Here is a 16,711-nt window from a genome sequence, read left to right as displayed (position 1 = left end):
TTGCTCTGACGGGGCTCAGACCGCCCCGGAGATGTTCACCACTTTCTGCTGGATCAGGGTGGGGGCCGGCTTGCGGATCTGCCGCTGCATGGCATCGGCCAGTTCCAGCTGCCGGCGCAGATCGGCGATGGTGTTGTTCAGTCGCTGCCGCTCGGCGCGGCTGTCCCGGTCGTTACGGACCATGTCCCGCAAACGGCGGATCTGGTGCTCGAGCAACTGCTTCTGTTCCATGGAATACTGCATGATCGGGAGCAGCGCCTCGGAGGGCCAGCGTTCCACGTCCTGGCGTACCCGGGCGTGCAGGGTGCGGGCCTCGCTTACCATCACGTTGAAGAAGCGGCGCACCAGTACCGACTGCTCGGTGAGCAGGCTTTTCGGGCTGATCCGGAAGCGACGGGCCTTCTTGCGCAGTTCCCGGATGGCAATCACATGTCGGCCAGCGCGCAGGGGAATCGGCTCCAGGTGGCGGGCCCGGCTGTCCTCGTTGTAGCGTCGGTAGATGGCGCCCACCATCTTTTCCGCCAGGTGACCTTCGCTCAGCAGGTTGGTCAGATCGCTTTCCAACAGCTCGAAGAACTGATCCATCGCGCGGTTCATGCCGGCGGTGGTCCAGCTCTTGGACATGCTGGCCCGCACCCGCTCGGCGTGGCTTTCGAAGCGATCCTCACTGACCAGCTTCTTCAGCATGTCGCCCTGGGAGTCCATCAGGCGGCGGCTGGAGCGCAGGGTAATCAGCTTCTTGTAATAAAAGTCGTAATCCTTCTGCGCACGCTCCGCAAGGCGGCTCAGCGCGGCTTTGTCCATGGTCACGCCGGAGCAGGCCTCAAGTTCCTCCTCCAGGGATTCCAGTCGATACTGCATGGCCGCCTGGCTGTTCTGCAGCATGCCCAGCAGATCGTTGATCAGGCTCTGGGTGATCAGTTGTTCCTTGTGCATCAGGATGCGCTGGATGATCAGCTGTTCGAGCTGGCCGACGTTGGATTTTTCGAACAGAGGCTCGTCCTTACGAACCCGGGCGAGCAAGCCCTGCTTGGCAGAGACCGGGATGACGTCGTGCTGGCGCATGCCCAGGTGATCGGCGGTGTAGCTGCGAACGCGGTCTATGGCTTCCTGGGTGTGGCGCTCGCCCTGAAGATCGTCCCAGAGCACGTCGATCTTGTTGAGCACGGCAAAGCGGCCGGCCCGGTGGTCGGCGTGCTGGGTGTCGATGTGCTCTTTCCAGATGGTCATGTCGCTGGCAGTCACGCCGGTGTCGGCGCTGAGCACGAAGATCACGGCGTGCGCCCGGGGCAGCATGCTGATGGTCAGTTCCGGCTCAGAGCCCAGGGCGTTCAGGCCCGGCGTGTCGAGAATGCGCAGTCCGCGCTCGAACAGCGGGTGGCGGATGCTGATCTGGGCGTTGCGCCAGGCCGGTACCAGGACATTGCCCGGATTGTTGCGGTCGTGCTCCAGCATGCCTTCGTCGAAGCCCAGGCCACGGGCTTCTTCCGGCGACACGCTCTTTACCCGCGCCACTTCCGCCAACACTTCTCGCATGATTTCCGGATCGCGCTCGTCCAGTTCATGCTTGACCCAGCGTTCCGGCTGCTTGCGCAGTTGCTGCAGCGACAGCTCGCCATTGCGGGTTTCGATGGGCAGCAGCAGCAGGTAGTTTTCGTTGGCGCTGCGATCGAAGAAGAGCTCGGTGGGGCACATGGTGGTGCGCCCCGCCTGGGAGGGCAGCATTCGCTGGCCGTATTCCGAGAAAAACAGGGCGTTGATCAGTTCGGTCTTGCCGCGGGAGTATTCGCCCACAAAGGCGATGGTCAACTCGTCCTCAATCAGCAATTCCAGCCCATGGCGGATGCGGGTGCTGACATCGTCGGAGAAAAGGTCGTTGTCCTGCAGCCACAACCGGTACCGGCCGATCTGCCGGATCAGCTCTTTCTTCCAGTTGTGATAAGCCTCTACCTGCTGCGACAGAGTTCCCTGTTGATTCATCGGATTTTCCTTCTGCGCGACTTCCGGGTATTCCGGGGGCAGGAGGGGCTGCGCCCGGGTGACGGATTAATTACCGGTAATACTATCCTGTTCTTTCAATGTTTGCGGCGAGGGCGGCAACGACAGATCCGGTTCTGAGGTGGGGTATGAAAGAAAAGGGCTTTGAAATCATGAAGATGAAGTCAAAGCCCTGGATTGCAGTATTTCGTGGACAAGTGTTACAGAGTGTATATTTGAGACGCCGTTTACAGTCCCAGGCCGATGGACCCGAGACCCGCCGCCAGCTTCATGTGCTCAATAACCACGGAAATCACGTTCAGGATCAGGAAAACGATGATCGGTGACAGGTCCAGGCCGCCCATCGAGGGCATGATATTGCGGACCGGACGCATCACCGGCTCGGTTATCTGGGCCACCAGTTGAATCGCCGGATGCCCGCTCTGCGGTGCAATCCAGCTCACCACAACAATGGCGATCACCGACCAGAAATAGATCTTCACGATCAGATCCAGCACATTGAGCACGGCCCACACCAGCAGTGTGACGGGATTGACGGAGGGGATGCCGCCGTTTAGCGCCACCAGGATCAGGAAGAAGGTGATGGCCTGGATGATCACTGCCAGCACCAGCGAGGCGCCGTCGATGCCGCCCCAGCCGGGAATGAAGCGGCGCAGTGGCCGCAGCGGCGGGTTGGTGGCCTTCACCACGAACTGGGAGATCGGATTGTAGAAGTCCGCCCTGGCCAACTGCAGCAGGAATCGCAACAGCACAATGGTCATGTAAAAGGTGGATGCGATCAGCAGGATTGTAATCAGAATGTCTGCCAGCATGAAGCCGTGTCTCCGTTATCGGTTACTGTTTGCCAGCCAGTTCTTTGGCCATTTCTTCGGAGCGCTTGAAGGCGGCCTTGTAGGCCTTTCGTACCAGGTCGCGCATGCCGCCGTCTTCAAACGTGTTGATGGCCTGTTCGGTGGTGCCGCCTGGAGACATCACGTTGCGCTTGAGTTGTCCCGGGTCGTGTTCGCTGCGGGCCGCCATTTCGGCGGCGCCGGCCATGGTCTGGATGGCCAGTTCCCGGGCGGTATCGGCGGCGATGCCGGCCTCGGTGGCGGCCTCTTCAAGCGCTTCGAGCATCAGGAAGAAATAGGCCGGCCCACTGCCGGACAGAGCGGTCACGCCATGCAGCAGGTTCTCGTCGTCAACCCACAGGGCAGAGCCAATGCTTTCGAAGACCGACTCCACCATCTTCTTCTGTTTGTCCTTTACGTCCTTGTTGGCGTAGAGCCCTGCTGCGCCTTTGCCCACCAGCGATGGGGTGTTCGGCATGACCCGCACCAACGGCAATCCGCCACCGAGCCAGCCGTCGAGCGTATCAGCGGTCAGGCCGGCAGCAATGGACACCATCAGCGGACGCGTGTTCTGCACCACCGGTGCGATGTCGCGACAGACATCCGCCATTACCTGCGGTTTTACCGCGAGCACCACCATGTCGGCCTGTTGGGCGCAGTAGCGGTTGTCGGTGGTGACGCTTACCCCGAAGCGCTTGCGAATAGTCTGCAGGTGCGCGTCGTCCGGTGCGCTGACCCAGATGTTGCCGGCCTTGTAGCCGTTATCCAGCATACCGCCAATGATGGCGCTGGCCATGTTGCCGGCACCAATGAACGAAATGGTTGGTGATGTGCTCAAGATTCACTCCCGGGTTGATCGGTTAAACGTCCGGCCCTGATGATAGCAGGAACCGGCCGGTTCAGCTCTTCGCCGGGCGTTCGCCGAACAGTGCGGTGCCCACGCGCACCCAGGTGGCTCCCTCAGCGATCGCCAGTTCCAGATCGCCCGACATGCCCATGGACAGTGTGTCCAGGGGGCCGGCATCGGGGTGGTCGCCTTTCAATGCCTTCAGGGTGTTGGCCAGCTTGCGGAAGCTCGCCCTGAGTTCGGCCTCTGGTTGCGACGGGTCCGGAATGGCCATCAGGCCCCGCAGCCTGAGGTTGGGCAGCTCGCCCACGGCTTCGACCAGTTCGGGCAGTTGGTCCAGCTGGCATCCGGACTTGCTCTCTTCCTCATTAATATTGACCTGCAGGCAGATATTCAATGGGGGCAGGGTGGCATCCCGCTGCTCGCTCAGCCGTCGGGCGATTTTCAGACGGTCGACGCTGTGGACCCAATCGAACGATGACGCAATCTGGCGGGTCTTGTTGGACTGGATCGGGCCGATGAAGTGCCATTCCATGTCCGGGAGGTCGGCGAGGACCTCCTGTTTGTCGAGGGCCTCCTGGAGGTAGTTCTCCCCGAACGCTACCTGCCCGGCGGCAAAGGCCTCGCGCAGGTCTTCGGCGGGCCGGGTCTTGCTGACCGCGAGCAGCCGCACCGAGCCTGGCGAGCGGCCTGCCTGCAATGTTGCTTTTTGTATGCGTCGGGTTACGCTCCCGATGTTGTCTGCTATGCTGCTCATAGTGTGAAATCGCCACGCCCGGTCTGTCACTTGTACGGTGACACGTTACCCGCAGGTCACTGAAATGCCAAGTGAACCGCGCCGGGTCCCCGCCGGGCGGAAGCAACCGGGATAAAAGAAAAAACGCCTTCCGAGGACTCCTATGGATATTACTGAACTGCTTGCCTTCTCGGCGAAACAGGGCGCGTCTGACTTGCACCTGTCCGCCGGTCTGCCCCCGATGATTCGTGTGGATGGTGATGTGCGCCGCATCAACCTGCCGCCCATGGAGCATAAAGAAGTCCACGGGCTCATCTACGACATCATGAACGACAAGCAGCGGAAGGATTACGAGGAGTTCCTGGAGACCGACTTCTCGTTCGAAGTGCCCGGCGTTGCCCGTTTCCGTGTGAACGCCTTTAACCAGAACCGGGGCGCTGGCGCCGTGTTCCGGACCATCCCCTCCAAGGTTCTTACCATGGAAGACCTCGGTATGGGACAGGTGTTCAAGGACATCTCCTCGGTGCCCCGGGGCCTGGTGCTGGTAACCGGGCCTACCGGTTCCGGTAAGTCCACCACCCTGGCGGCGATGATGGACTACATCAACGACACCCGGTATGAGCACATCCTCACCATCGAGGACCCGATCGAATTCGTGCACGACTCCAAGAAGTGTCTGGTCAACCAGCGGGAAGTGCACCGGGATACCCTGGGCTTCAACGAAGCCCTGCGTTCGGCCCTGCGGGAAGACCCGGACATCATCCTGGTGGGCGAGCTCCGGGACCTGGAGACCATCCGTCTGGCACTCACCGCCGCGGAAACCGGCCACCTGGTGTTCGGCACCCTGCACACCACCTCTGCGGCCAAGACCATCGACCGGGTGGTGGATGTGTTCCCGGCGGAGGAAAAGTCCATGGTGCGTTCGATGCTGTCTGAATCTCTTCAGGCGGTTATTTCCCAGACCCTGATGAAGAAAATGGGCGGCGGGCGGATTGCCGCCCACGAGATCATGATCGGCACCTCGGCGATCCGGAACCTGATCCGGGAAGACAAGATCGCCCAGATGTACTCGTCGATCCAGACCGGTGGTTCCCTGGGCATGCAGACCCTGGACCAGTGCCTGGAGCGGCTGCTGCAGAAGGGGCTGATTTCCCGTGAAGCGGCGCGGGCCAAGGCAAAGATGCCGGATAACTTTTAATTGAATTGCTCCGGACCGTGTCGTTGGTGCCAGGAGCAGACGGGGAATTCATTAGACTCCCCGAATATAGTTTGACGGGTGGGGCGGGTTCCGCTTCCCGGGACTGTCTGCAGCATGGATGCTGCAGTCAAGCGTACAGGGATGTATTCACAGCGTGTCCCGGGAAGCGGAACCCGCCCCACCCAAGCACCAAACGATGAAGATTGGGTACCAAAATGGAATTCGAAAAACTGTTACGGCTGATGGTGGAAAAGGGCGGTTCAGACCTGTTTATTACCGCAGGTGTTCCACCCAGCATGAAGGTGAACGGGAAGGTTCTGCCGGTCACCAAGAACGCGCTGACGCCGGAGCAGACGAGGGAGTTTGTCTACGGCGCCATGAACGACAAGCAGCGCGCCGAGTTCGAGGAAACCCACGAGTGCAACTTTGCCATCAGCGCTCGCGGCATTGGCCGATTCCGGGTATCCGCGTTTTTCCAGCGTAATCTGTGCGGCATGGTGCTGCGCCGGATCGAGGTCAAGATTCCTCAGATTGATGACCTGGCACTGCCAGAGGTTATCAAGGACCTGGCCATGACCAAGCGTGGTCTGATCATGTTCGTGGGCGCTACCGGTACCGGTAAGTCTACCTCGCTGGCCGCCATGCTGGGGCACCGCAACCGCAATAGTCGCGGTCACATCATCTCCATCGAGGATCCGATCGAATTTGTGCACCAGCACCAGGGTTGTATTGTCACCCAGCGCGAGGTGGGGATCGATACCGAGAGCTTCGAGGTGGCCCTGAAAAACACCCTGCGCCAGGCTCCTGACGTTATCCTGATTGGTGAGGTGCGTACGCGCCAGACCATGGAATACTCGGTACAGTTTGCCGAGACCGGCCACCTGTGTCTGGCCACCCTGCACGCCAACAACGCAAACCAGGCGCTGGACCGGATTATCCAGTTCTTCCCGCCGGAACAGCATAACCAGATCTGGATGGACCTGTCCCTGAACCTCAGGGCCATCGTGGCCCAGCAGCTGGTGCCTACGCCGGATGGCAAGGGCCGCAAGGCGGTTATCGAGGTGCTGATCAACACCCCGCTGGTGGCGGACCTGATCCGTAAAGGCGAAGTGCACCGGCTCAAGGAACTGATGTCCAAATCCAACGAATCCGGCATGCAGACCTTTGACCAGGCGCTTTACCAGCTCTACGCTGAGGGCTCGATCACCTACGAAGATGCACTGGCTCACGCGGATTCCGCCAACGATCTGCGCCTGATGATCAAGCTGGGTGCCGACGCCCAGGGGGCTGACAAACTGTCGTCCACGGTGGACAAGCTGTCGATTCAGGATGATTGAGGGTTGTTGCCAGGTTCGACTTTAGTTGTAGAAAGTTAGTGTCCTGAACGGTTAGGGATGGCATTTGAGGCCAATTGGTGCAGGTGCGTATACTCCGCGCGAGTCAATAAGGAGATACCATGCACAATAACCGTTCCATCCTTGCACGAGCCATCCGACTGACCACGCTTGCAGCGATAGCCGCGCCAGCTACCGCTTTTGCCGGCGGCTTTTCCCTCAACGAGCAGAGCGCCAGCGCCATGGGCACAGCCAACGCCGGTGCTGCTGCCAACCCTGAGAACGCCACCACGGTACTGTTCAATCCCGCCGGTATGAGTCAGCTGTCCGGTACCAACATTTCGTTCGGTGCTGCGGTTCTGGATATCGATGCCGAGGCGAAGCCCGAGACGATTTCTGTCACTCGCCAGGTTCCGGGTGTACCGGTTCAGCCGGCTACTGCTGGCGGCGATATCGCGGATCCAGCAGTTCTTCCCAACTTTTATCTCACTCACGAAGTCAGCGACACGATTGATGTCGGGTTTGGCATTCATGCGCCCTACGGTCTGGCTGCAGACTACGACGACGGTTTTGCCGGCCGGTTCTTTGCAGACAAGACCGAATTGACGGCCGTTGCCTTCACGCCTTCAATCTCTGTCAGCAACGGTAACGGACTGTCGATGGGCGCGGGGATCAATGTGATCTATGCCGAAGGTCGCCTTACCCGGTACCAGGACCTGAGTGGAATTGCGGGCCCCGCCGCGCTCGCGTTGGACGAGCCGTATGCCGATATCGAAGGCGATGACATTGGCGCGACCTTCCGGGTGGGCTTTCTGTACGAGATCTCAGAGATGACCCAGATTGGTCTGAGCGCGCAGACCGGCACCGAACTGGATCTCAAAGGCGACGCTACCATCTCCGATTTTCCCGTGCTGAGTTCTCCAGGCCAGACCACCACACTCACAGAAAAGGTGCGAGTGCCCCTGGCCATTCCCGAGAGCGCAACCTTGGGTCTGCGTCACCGCTTCAATGATGAGTTTACCGTTCTGGCAGGTGCCACTTACGCAAAGTGGAGCCGTTTTGAAGAGCTGGATATCATCAGCCGTCGGGAGTCGCCGGGCGAGGTGTCTTCGGTTTCCGGGTATCCCTACATCAACCACGTCACCGAGAAGTGGCAGAACACCTGGCAGTTCAATTTGGGCGGCATCTGGCAGGCAACCCCGGAGTGGGCACTGAAAGCCGGTTATGCCTGGGATGAATCGCCGGTGAACGAGCAATACGTGACGGCGCGGATTCCCTCAGAGGACCGGCACTGGCTGACCCTCGGCGCCCAGTGGAAGGATGTCAGCACCGGCTGGACCGTTGATGCGGCTGTCGGCACCCTGCTGTTTTCCGGAGATGCCGACGTTGATGACCGGGAATACACCCACCAGAACCCCACACAGCCGGCCACCCCCGCCCGCTATCAGGCCAGTTACGACCTGAGCGCTCTAAGTGCGGCGCTTGAAGTCAGCAAGGCGTTTTGATCCGTCAGTCGCTTTGTCAGCCCACCACCTGGCCGCGGTAGATCACTTTGGTCTTTCGCGGCGGGTGGAAGGCCTCGTTTGCTTCGGGGGCCGATGGAGCCGCCGGCGCATCGGCGATCACCTGGCCGCGGTAGGTCCGTTTCAGGCCGTCGTCGTCGGTATCGGGCTCGATGTTCAGTTGCGGAACCTGTTGCTTGAGTGTTTCCCAGGTGCGAATCAGGTGGCTGGAGCGGGTTTTACCCGCATACTCCGCAAGCTGCTGTTCCAGGTGCCCATCCGTGAGATGCAGTTTGACGCCGAATTCCGTGTGAATCAGGCGTCGGCACTGGTGAACCAGTTTCAGCACGCTGGGGTCCAGCAGCCAGCTACGTTCAGATGCCAGAGAAGTCATGGTGTGAGCCTCGGAGAAAGTGTCACCGCATGGCGCTGTCCGGCGGTAAAACACGGGACGAGCGCCGACTCTCCAGATGAAGCGAATATCGTGCCGCACCGCCAGGAATGTGGTGATGCGGGAGCCCTGCGGGACCTCTCGGTCGTTTGAGAGCTGTCAGCCTGCGCGTGCGCGCTTCAAGTTTGGCCTGTTTCGGTGCGTAAACGGGCGTCCATGCCCTCATTTGGGCCGGGTCAGTGGGCTTCGTCCCAGTTGTCCCCGGCACCGGCTTCCACCAGCAGCGGGACGTGCAGATCGGCCGCCGCCGACATGCGCTTCACCAGCCCGTCCCGGATCTTGTCCAGGGCCGATTCCCGAACTTCCAGAATCAGTTCGTCGTGCACCTGCATGGTCATGCGGGCATCATCGGCGTGCTCACGCAGCAGCCAGCTCTCCACCTCGACCATGGCGCGTTTGATGATGTCAGCCGCCGTGCCCTGCATGGGCGCGTTGATGGCGGTTCGCTCGGCCGCCTGCTGCATCTGCTTGTTACGGGCGTTGATCTCCGGCAGGTACAGGCGCCGGCCAAACAGGGTTTCCACGAAGCCGTCGTCATGGGCCTGCTTGCGGATGTTGTCCATGTACTTGAGCACGCCAGGGTAGCGCTCGAAATAACGGTCGATGTATTGCTGGGCCAGCTTGCGTTCCACATCCAGCTGGCGGGACAGGCCAAAGGCCGACATGCCGTAGATCAGGCCGAAGTTGATGGCCTTGGCACTGAGCCTCTGATCAGCGGAGACCTCGTCCAGGCTCACGCCAAAGACTTCGGCGGCCGTGGCCTTGTGAATGTCCTCGCCTTTCTCGAACGCCTTCAACAGACCCTTGTCGCCGGACAGGTGGGCCATGATCCGCAGCTCGATCTGTGAGTAATCCGCCGCCACCAGTTTGAAGCCCTCTGGCGCGATGAATGCCTGGCGGATGCGGCGGCCCTGTTCACTGCGAATGGGAATGTTCTGCAGGTTGGGTTCGGAGGAGGACAGTCGGCCGGTGGCGGTGACCGCCTGGTGATAGGAGGTATGCACGCGGCCGGTACGATGGTGAATTAGCTCTGGCAGTGTGTCCGTGTAGGTGGACTTGAGCTTGCTCAGGCTCCGGTGTTCCAGGATCAGGCGCGGCAACTCGTGCTCATGGGCCAGTTCCTGCAGCACCGGCTCGGCCGTGGATGGAGCGCCCTTGGGGGTTTTCTTGATCACCGGCAGGCCAAGCTTGTCGTAGAACAGGGCCTGCAGCTGCTTGGTGGAGCCGAGGTTGAAGGTCTCACCTGCCACTTCGTGGGCCTCTTTCTCCAGTTCCGCCATGCGCTCGGCCAGTTCCTGGCTGTGCTGGCGCAGGGTGCTGGCGCTGATCAGCGTGCCGCGCTGCTCCATGCGGGACAACACCGGCACCAGCGGCAGGTCGATCTCGCGGTAAACAGAGGCCAGCTTGCCGGTCTCTTCGAGCTTGGGCTTCAGGGTCTGGTGCAACCGCAGGGTGATATCGGCATCTTCCGCGGCGTAGGGCGCGGCCTGTTCCAGCTCGATCTGGTTGAAGGTCAGCTGCTTGGCACCCTTGCCGGCGATTGACTCGTAGCTGATGGTTTTCTCGTTCAGGTAATACATCGCCAGGCTGTCCATGTCGTGGCGGGTGGCTACCGAGTTCAGCACGTAGGACTCGAGCATGGTGTCTTCGGCAATGCCTTCCAGGTTGATGCCGTGGTTGGCGAGCACGTTCTTGTCGTATTTGAGGTTCTGTCCCACCTTGGCGAGCTTCGGGTCTTCCAGCAGCGGTTTCAACTGGTTGAGGACCTGGTCCCGGTCGAGCTGATCGGGAGCCCCCATATAGTCGTGCGCCAGCGGCACATAGGCTGCCTCGCCCGGCTCGATGGCAAAGGACACGCCGACGATCTCGGCATCAATGTAGCGCAGGCTGGTGGTTTCGGTGTCGAAAGCAAACAGGTCGGCCTCCCTGAGCCTCTTGAGCCAGCCATCCAGGGTTTTCTGATCGGTCACCACAGTGTAATTGCGCGAACTGCCGGCAGATCCGTTTCCGGAATCCGTTTTCCGGGCCGAGGTCTGGTTGTTGCCCGAATTGCTGGCGCTGTTCGAGGCGCCGGGGTTGCCCTCGCCGTTTTCCAGTTCGGCAATCCAGCTCTTGAATTCGTATTCCCGGAACAGTTCAAGCAACTGGTCATCGTCCTGTTCCCGAAGCTTGAGATCCTCCAGGCCAAAATCCAGCTCGACATCGGTGCGGATGGTGGCGAGCTCCCGGCTCAGGGGCAGGATATCGGTGGCTTCACGAAGGTATTCCCCGATCTTGCCCTTGATGTCGTCAGCGTGCTCGATCAGGTTGTCCAGGTTTTCGTAGGTCTGCAGCCACTTCACTGCCGTTTTCGGGCCGCATTTGTTGACCCCCGGAATGTTGTCCACCTTGTCGCCCACCAGGGCCAGGTAATCAATGATCTGCTCGGGGGTTACGCCAAACTTTTCCACCACGCCGTCCCGGTCCATGCGGGTTTCGGTCATGGTATTGATCAGGGTGACGTGATCGCTGACCAGTTGCGCCATGTCCTTGTCGCCGGTAGACACCACCACATCAATGCCCTTGCTGGTGGCCTCGTTGGCCAGGGTGCCGATCACGTCGTCGGCCTCAACGCCACTGACAATCAGCATCGGCAGCCCCATGGCCTTGACGATCTCGTGGATTGGTTCGATCTGGCAGGCCAGATCTTCCGGCATCGGCGGACGGTTGGCCTTGTACTCCTCGTACATCTCATGACGGAAGGTTTTGCCCTTGGCGTCGAACACCACCACCATCTTGGAGCCGGGAAAATCCTGCTCCAGGCGGCGGATCATGCTGATCACCCCCTTGATGGCTCCGGTGGGGTGGTCCTTGCTTGTGGTCAGCGGCGGCAGTGCGTGATAAGCGCGGAAAAGGTAGGACGATCCGTCCACAAGAACCACTGGGGGTGTGTTTTTGCTGGTCATGTCAAAACAGGTCCGGAATCTGATTGAAGCGTGGAATGGCTTGTGCAACTCTGTGATCAAATGAATGGACAAGAGGGTATCACGAAAATGAAACGAATCGCCTGCCCGGCTCTGTTGCTTGCCAGCCTGCCTCTGGCCGCACTCGCCCAGGACTCCGGCGCGCTGGATGAGACACCTGTGGCAACGCCGAAGGAGCCGGTGGTGATTTCGGACTACCAGCCGGCCAGTGAGGGGCCGCAGATCGTGATTCGGCCCGGCGAGAACGAAGTCTTTTATGAATACCGGGTCAACGGCCAGCTCATGGAGATCAAGGTGGTGCCCAAAGTGGGGCCGGAATACTATCTGGTGCCGGCTGACGGCGGCGGCTGGATCCGGGAAACCGAGTCCGACATGCTGGTGCCGAGCTGGGTCATTTTTCGCTGGTAGCCCGATCTCAGATGAGATCGACGGCCACGGGCTCGGAGCGCCGGCTCTCCAGCCCTTCGTTGTCTACGGTGGTAATGGTGAATTCGTAGGCTCCGGCCGGGAGCCCGTCCAGGGCGTAACGGGTAACGGAAGGGCTGTCGATGCGAATGACCTGGTAACTGGCCTGGTGCCTCAGCCGGAAGTAAATCCGGAAGCCGGCAATCTGTCCCGGTGCCAACGCTGAGCCGTCTTCCCTGGTCAGTGGTGCATTCCAACGCAATTCTCTGGGCGCAATGGCCGCGCCGCCTGCATGGGTGCGGGCTTGTCCCAGTGTGTTCAGCAGGCCATCGGTCGCCTGATCCAGCCGCGAATCAGCCAGCTCTGAAGCTCGCTGAGTGCTGGTTTTCGTGGCCCTCGAATCTTCCTGGCACCCGGACAGAACGAGGCAGGCCAGCAGTGTCAGGGCAGACAGGACGTTACGGCAGTAATAAAAGGTTGCAGCGTAAAGCATCGACTACTCACATACGGGCGGCACGGGGCCGGCGAGCGGATTGATAACGTATGGAGCCTGAATAAAACGGGGAGACGGGCCTTTAACCAGTGCGCAATTATGCCAGCCGCGATCAGCGGATCAAGTGAATAATCCGTAAAACCGCGTATGGCCCCGCTTAAACCCGATTTCGGGTTTTAGTATGAACATTCTAATTTTTACCCGTAACTTTGACCCTGAAATTGAAGAAAGGCCGGTGCGGATCAACCCAGACGGCCTTGGAACTTTCAGGTAATCAAGGAGAACCAACATGGGTAAGCTCAAGAGCTATCAGGAACAACTGCAGGACATCGTAGAGAAGGGCATCAACGCCGCGGAAGAGCAGCAGAAGAAGCTGGCTGCCAAGCCGTTCGATTACGCCGAGAAGCTTGAGTCCGAGGCGCGTGAATACAGCGTCAAGACCCTGCGCAAGCGTTACAACGGCTACAGCGACAGCCTGTTCGATCAGCTGCGCAGCCTGAACAGCCGCTTCGGCAACTTTGCCGCGGAGCTGGTGGCCAAGCTGGAAAAAGAAGCCGCTGAAGGTGCAGACGCTGTTTCTGAAGCAGCAGAAGACGTGTCTGAAGCTGCCCAGGACGCCAAGAAGTCCGTGGAAGCGAAAAAGCCAGCGGCCCGCAAGTCCACCGCTCGCAAATCCACCTCTACAGCCAAGAAGAGCACTGCTTCTGCCTGAATGAGGTAAGGCGACTGTCCCAGACAGTCCGCCGGGATAAAAAAGGGGCTCCGTAATGCGGAGTCCCTTTTTTGTGTTTCATGGTTCCGGGATTCCGTCCCTGGCTTTTCACCCCACCGGGCAGGAACCTTTGACCTTACTCAATGGCCTCTTCCGGATCGAGGGGAAGGGTGCGGGCCTGTTCAGTAATTTCCTCAAGACGTTCGATGTCGGCCTCAAAGGCGTCCCGCAGGGCTTCGATCTCTTGAGTCTGAGCAGCAATTTCGCGTTCGATATCCCGGATCTGTGCTTCTAGGCGCCGGATCTTCTCCAGGGTTGCCTCCGGAATATCCCGTCCCGCCCTTTCCAGGTCAGCGGCCCGGCTCTGTTCGGCGTCCAGTTGGCTGGAGATGACCGAGATATTGCCGCGCTTGAGCTGGATAAGCCCCTCCAGCTCGCGGATCTTGCGGTACATGGCCTTCACCGCCTGATCCGGGTGGCTAAACCGCTTGAGGAGCAGGCGGTCTTGCTCCCGCTGCTCCGCCAGGGCTTTCTGACGCTGCTTTTCCGCCTCCCGGGCCGCGATTTCCTCTTCGGTGGGCGCCGGCGGAATGGTCTCAATCACCCGGCCATTGTTGCCGAGAATGTCATATCCGCGTTTGGTGGCTTCCTGGGGAATGGTGTTACTGATCACCACCTGGCCGTTCTCATCCGTGTAACGGTACATGTTGGCCGCGGCCTGGGCAGACAGTCCCAGGGCAAGCGCCAGCACCGTTGCTTTCAGTGAGCGTTCAGTCAGGCGTTTGGTCATCAGTCAGACTCCGTAACGGTCTCGGTAACTGGCTACCCTGCTGGCGTGCTCCGCAAACCCGGTGTTGGACTGCAGGTAGTTCAGAACCTGATCCAGGCAAATAATACTGACCACCGGAATTCCGAACTCCTGTTCCACTTCCTGTATGGCGGACAGTTCACCGTTGCCCCGTTCCTGGCGGTCCAGCGCAATCAGCACGCCTGCGGGTTCGGCACCGGCCTCGCGAATAAGGTCGATGGACTCTCGAATAGCCGTTCCGGCGGTGATCACATCGTCGACAATCAGCACCTTGCCCTGCAAGGGTGCACCGACGATGTTGCCGCCCTCACCATGATCTTTCTTTTCCTTGCGATTAAAGGCAAAGGGTTTGCTGTTACCGTCTGTAGCGAGGGCCATGGCGGTGACGGTGGCCAACGGAATGCCCTTATAGGCAGGGCCGAAAATGATGTCATAATCCAGCCCGCTGCGTTCTATGGCAGCGGCATAGGCCTTGCTTAGCTGAAGCAGGTCGTCCCCGGTGTTGAACAGGCCTGCGTTGAAAAAGTACGGGCTGGTACGGCCAGACTTGAGCGTGAACTCGCCGAATCGCAAAACGTTCCGGCGGATGGCGAATTCGATAAATGTCTGCTGATAGTCGTGCATGGCAAGGCTTCTGGCGGGTGTTCGTCTTTAATTAGCGCGTAAAAACGGTATCATACACACAAACGGAATCAGGGAACACGTATGCGGGTAGTATCAATCAGCGTCAATGGCCTCGCCCAGGCCGTTGAAAAAGGCTTTTTCGACTGGCTGGCGCGGCAGGATGCTGATGTCGTCTGCGTGCAGGATCACCGCATGCGGGCGTACGAGATTGAGGACTACAATCTGATTCCGGAGGGCTACGAGGCCTATTTCATCGATGGCGAGAAGAACGAGGACGGTGGGGTAGGCATCTACACCCGGCATTTCCCGAAGGCCATCATGTACGGCTTTGCCAACGAGCAGGCAGACCGTGAGGGTCGGTTCATTCAGGCCGATTTCGACAAGGTCTCGGTGGCTTGCGTGCTGGCCCCCTGCGCCCTGGGGCGCGAGGAAGAGCCCATCGGTGAAGACGACCTCACGGTGCTGGATCACAAGGACGAGTTCATGGAGTCCTTCGGCCTGCACATGCAAAAGACCCTGCGCAAGCGTCGCCAGTTCATCTTCTGCGCCAACCTGCAGACCGCCCATCACGTGACCGACGCGAGCCCCCTCTACCACAAGCTGGACTTCTCGGGCTTCCTGCCCCACGAACGTGCGTGGCTGGATCGTCTGTTCGATGAAATGGGCTGCGTGGATGGCTTCCGCGAGATCAACAAGCAGAGCAACCAGTTCACCTGGTGGCCCGAGCAGGCCGAAGGTTCCCGCAAGAACGCCGGCATCCGTGTCGACTACCAGTTGCTGACACCAGGTATCCGCAAGACCATTCTCGACGGCTGGATCGACGACGCCACCCGCTTCTCCGATCACGCGCCCGTGATCATGGACTACGACATAGAAATTGGCTTTTAAGCTTTGGGGAAGTCAGAGAGGCGCCCCAAGCCTTGGAGTGTCACCGAAAAGTAGCGGGTTCGGAGGGGGAAACCTTTCCGGGACCGTCTCCGGCCAGGGAAGGCCGGAGCCGAGCGCACAGGGATGTGCTTGTAGCGTGTCCCGGAAAGGTTTCCCCCTCCGGGCACGCGGGCGGCTGAAAGAGACGTCAGCCCTCCAGAGCCGCCTTCTGAATCCCGAACAACTGCTCAATACCCTGCTTCGCCAGAGTCAGCATGCTGTCCAGCTCCGCCTGATCAAACGGCGCGCCTTCAGCCGTTCCCTGGATTTCGATAAAGCCACCCCGGTCGGTCATGATCACGTTCATGTCGGTTTCCGCCTCGGAGTCCTCCGGGTAATCCAGGTCCACTACCGGTGTGCCCTGATACACGCCAACGGACAGAGCGGCGACCATCTGCTTTAGCGGGGATTTCTTCAGCCGCTTCTCGGCCACCAGATAGTTGAGGGCGTCCACCAATGCCACGCAGCCGCCGGTGATGGCGGCGGTGCGGGTGCCGCCGTCGGCCTGAATGACGTCGCAGTCAACGGTGATGGTGTGCTCACCCAGGGCCTCGAGATCCACCGCGGCGCGCAGGGAGCGGCCGATCAGTCGCTGGATTTCAACGGTGCGCCCGCCCTGTTTGCCGCGAGCGGCTTCCCGGCCCATGCGGCTGCCGGTGGAGCGGGGCAGCATGCCGTATTCCGCGGTGATCCAGCCCTTGCCTTCGCCCCGCAGAAACGGGGGAACCTTGTTTTCGACGGACGCGGTGCAGATAACCTTGGTGTCGCCGAATTCCACCAGTACGGAACCTTCGGCGTGTCGGGTGTAGTTGCGGGTGATTCGAACATCTCTCGGTTGCTCGGGCGTTCTGCCGCTTGGACGCATAGTATTTCCTGAAAGTCT

Annotated in this window: 16 protein-coding genes; 6 read left to right on the top strand and 10 right to left on the bottom strand. The window is 60.1% G+C overall.

Annotation, left to right across the window (positions count from 1 at the left end; genetic code table 11):
• Positions 1-15 precede the first annotated feature (15 nt).
• From ACFC20_RS07905 to ACFC20_RS07890, 4 genes are all read right to left on the bottom strand, one after another.
• Positions 16-1,980: a dynamin family protein gene (locus ACFC20_RS07905; protein WP_375192526.1), complete on the bottom strand. Its 1,965-nt coding sequence runs from the start codon at positions 1,978-1,980 to the stop codon at positions 16-18.
• Between the two features lie 245 nt (positions 1,981-2,225).
• Positions 2,226-2,810 carry a YggT family protein gene (locus ACFC20_RS07900; protein WP_375192525.1) on the bottom strand — a complete coding sequence of 195 codons (585 nt, stop codon included), beginning with the start codon at positions 2,808-2,810 and terminating at the stop codon, positions 2,226-2,228.
• Positions 2,811-2,832: 22 nt separating this feature from the next.
• On the bottom strand, positions 2,833-3,666 hold the full coding sequence (gene proC, locus ACFC20_RS07895; protein ID WP_375192524.1) for a pyrroline-5-carboxylate reductase: 834 nt from the start codon (positions 3,664-3,666) through the stop codon (positions 2,833-2,835).
• Between the two features lie 61 nt (positions 3,667-3,727).
• On the bottom strand, positions 3,728-4,432 hold the full coding sequence (locus ACFC20_RS07890) for a YggS family pyridoxal phosphate-dependent enzyme (RefSeq protein WP_375192523.1): 705 nt from the start codon (positions 4,430-4,432) through the stop codon (positions 3,728-3,730).
• A 142-nt stretch (positions 4,433-4,574) separates the two neighbouring features.
• Between ACFC20_RS07890 and ACFC20_RS07885 the strand changes: the two genes are divergently transcribed.
• The 3 genes from ACFC20_RS07885 (at position 4,575) to ACFC20_RS07875 (ending at position 8,448) form a co-directional block, all read left to right on the top strand.
• Complete coding sequence (locus ACFC20_RS07885) at positions 4,575-5,609, top strand: type IV pilus twitching motility protein PilT (protein WP_058091364.1); 1,035 nt, start codon at positions 4,575-4,577, stop codon at positions 5,607-5,609.
• 215 nt (positions 5,610-5,824) lie between these two features.
• A complete protein-coding gene (locus ACFC20_RS07880) occupies positions 5,825-6,946 on the top strand; it encodes a PilT/PilU family type 4a pilus ATPase (protein ID WP_375192522.1) in 1,122 nt (373 codons plus the stop codon).
• 119 nt (positions 6,947-7,065) lie between these two features.
• Positions 7,066-8,448, top strand: coding sequence for an OmpP1/FadL family transporter (locus ACFC20_RS07875; protein ID WP_375192521.1), 1,383 nt, complete (start codon positions 7,066-7,068; stop codon positions 8,446-8,448).
• 16 nt (positions 8,449-8,464) lie between these two features.
• Here ACFC20_RS07875 and ACFC20_RS07870 read toward each other — a convergent pair whose 3' ends face one another.
• Together ACFC20_RS07870 and polA are read right to left on the bottom strand one after the other, a co-directional pair.
• The gene (locus tag ACFC20_RS07870) at positions 8,465-8,839 is read right to left on the bottom strand and encodes a hypothetical protein (RefSeq protein WP_375192520.1); all 375 of its coding nucleotides are present in this window, start codon (positions 8,837-8,839) and stop codon (positions 8,465-8,467) included.
• A 233-nt stretch (positions 8,840-9,072) separates the two neighbouring features.
• Complete coding sequence (gene polA / locus ACFC20_RS07865; RefSeq protein WP_375192519.1) at positions 9,073-11,841, bottom strand: DNA polymerase I; 2,769 nt, start codon at positions 11,839-11,841, stop codon at positions 9,073-9,075.
• Positions 11,842-11,928: 87 nt separating this feature from the next.
• Between polA and ACFC20_RS07860 the strand changes: the two genes are divergently transcribed.
• The gene (locus ACFC20_RS07860; RefSeq protein WP_375192518.1) at positions 11,929-12,267 is read left to right on the top strand and encodes a DUF2782 domain-containing protein; all 339 of its coding nucleotides are present in this window, start codon (positions 11,929-11,931) and stop codon (positions 12,265-12,267) included.
• A gap of 7 nt (positions 12,268-12,274) precedes the next feature.
• Here the strand turns inward: ACFC20_RS07860 and ACFC20_RS07855 are convergent, their stop codons facing one another.
• Positions 12,275-12,757 carry a fibronectin type III domain-containing protein gene (locus ACFC20_RS07855; protein WP_375192517.1) on the bottom strand — a complete coding sequence of 161 codons (483 nt, stop codon included), beginning with the start codon at positions 12,755-12,757 and terminating at the stop codon, positions 12,275-12,277.
• 289 nt (positions 12,758-13,046) lie between these two features.
• Between ACFC20_RS07855 and ACFC20_RS07850 the strand changes: the two genes are divergently transcribed.
• A complete protein-coding gene (locus ACFC20_RS07850) occupies positions 13,047-13,469 on the top strand; it encodes a hypothetical protein (protein ID WP_375192516.1) in 423 nt (140 codons plus the stop codon).
• A 136-nt stretch (positions 13,470-13,605) separates the two neighbouring features.
• On the opposite strand, the gene ACFC20_RS07845 is transcribed toward ACFC20_RS07850, so the two are convergent.
• Both ACFC20_RS07845 and pyrE read right to left on the bottom strand, forming a co-directional pair.
• The gene (locus tag ACFC20_RS07845) at positions 13,606-14,259 is read right to left on the bottom strand and encodes a DUF4124 domain-containing protein (RefSeq protein ID WP_375192515.1); all 654 of its coding nucleotides are present in this window, start codon (positions 14,257-14,259) and stop codon (positions 13,606-13,608) included.
• 3 nt (positions 14,260-14,262) lie between these two features.
• Positions 14,263-14,901: an orotate phosphoribosyltransferase gene (pyrE, locus tag ACFC20_RS07840; RefSeq protein WP_375192514.1), complete on the bottom strand. Its 639-nt coding sequence runs from the start codon at positions 14,899-14,901 to the stop codon at positions 14,263-14,265.
• A gap of 81 nt (positions 14,902-14,982) precedes the next feature.
• On the opposite strand from pyrE, the gene ACFC20_RS07835 reads away from it, so the two are divergent.
• Complete coding sequence (locus ACFC20_RS07835; protein WP_375192513.1) at positions 14,983-15,789, top strand: exodeoxyribonuclease III; 807 nt, start codon at positions 14,983-14,985, stop codon at positions 15,787-15,789.
• 187 nt (positions 15,790-15,976) lie between these two features.
• Here the strand turns inward: ACFC20_RS07835 and rph are convergent, their stop codons facing one another.
• Complete coding sequence (gene rph, locus ACFC20_RS07830) at positions 15,977-16,693, bottom strand: ribonuclease PH (protein WP_375192512.1); 717 nt, start codon at positions 16,691-16,693, stop codon at positions 15,977-15,979.
• Positions 16,694-16,711: the final 18 nt, after the last annotated feature.

Origin of the sequence: Marinobacter sp. (genome assembly GCF_041984545.1) — a bacterium.
Taxonomy (GTDB): domain Bacteria; phylum Pseudomonadota; class Gammaproteobacteria; order Pseudomonadales; family Oleiphilaceae; genus Marinobacter.
Note: the sequence above shows the minus strand (reverse complement) of the source record. Positions and strands in the feature narration are given on the sequence as shown.

What these genes read in the sequence shown, in the direction of transcription:
- ACFC20_RS07905 (WP_375192526.1), bottom strand. Translation starts at nt 1,980, where the DNA reads ATGAATCAACAGGGAACTCTGTCGCAGCAGGTAGAGGCTTATCACAAC.
- ACFC20_RS07900 (WP_375192525.1), bottom strand. Translation starts at nt 2,810, where the DNA reads ATGCTGGCAGACATTCTGATTACAATCCTGCTGATCGCATCCACCTTT.
- ACFC20_RS07890 (WP_375192523.1), bottom strand. Translation starts at nt 4,432, where the DNA reads ATGAGCAGCATAGCAGACAACATCGGGAGCGTAACCCGACGCATACAA.
- ACFC20_RS07885 (WP_058091364.1), top strand. Translation starts at nt 4,575, where the DNA reads ATGGATATTACTGAACTGCTTGCCTTCTCGGCGAAACAGGGCGCGTCT.
- ACFC20_RS07880 (WP_375192522.1), top strand. Translation starts at nt 5,825, where the DNA reads ATGGAATTCGAAAAACTGTTACGGCTGATGGTGGAAAAGGGCGGTTCA.
- ACFC20_RS07875 (WP_375192521.1), top strand. Translation starts at nt 7,066, where the DNA reads ATGCACAATAACCGTTCCATCCTTGCACGAGCCATCCGACTGACCACG.
- ACFC20_RS07870 (WP_375192520.1), bottom strand. Translation starts at nt 8,839, where the DNA reads ATGACTTCTCTGGCATCTGAACGTAGCTGGCTGCTGGACCCCAGCGTG.
- polA (WP_375192519.1), bottom strand. Translation starts at nt 11,841, where the DNA reads ATGACCAGCAAAAACACACCCCCAGTGGTTCTTGTGGACGGATCGTCC.
- ACFC20_RS07860 (WP_375192518.1), top strand. Translation starts at nt 11,929, where the DNA reads ATGAAACGAATCGCCTGCCCGGCTCTGTTGCTTGCCAGCCTGCCTCTG.
- ACFC20_RS07855 (WP_375192517.1), bottom strand. Translation starts at nt 12,757, where the DNA reads ATGCTTTACGCTGCAACCTTTTATTACTGCCGTAACGTCCTGTCTGCC.
- ACFC20_RS07850 (WP_375192516.1), top strand. Translation starts at nt 13,047, where the DNA reads ATGGGTAAGCTCAAGAGCTATCAGGAACAACTGCAGGACATCGTAGAG.
- ACFC20_RS07845 (WP_375192515.1), bottom strand. Translation starts at nt 14,259, where the DNA reads ATGACCAAACGCCTGACTGAACGCTCACTGAAAGCAACGGTGCTGGCG.
- pyrE (WP_375192514.1), bottom strand. Translation starts at nt 14,901, where the DNA reads ATGCACGACTATCAGCAGACATTTATCGAATTCGCCATCCGCCGGAAC.
- ACFC20_RS07835 (WP_375192513.1), top strand. Translation starts at nt 14,983, where the DNA reads ATGCGGGTAGTATCAATCAGCGTCAATGGCCTCGCCCAGGCCGTTGAA.
- rph (WP_375192512.1), bottom strand. Translation starts at nt 16,693, where the DNA reads ATGCGTCCAAGCGGCAGAACGCCCGAGCAACCGAGAGATGTTCGAATC.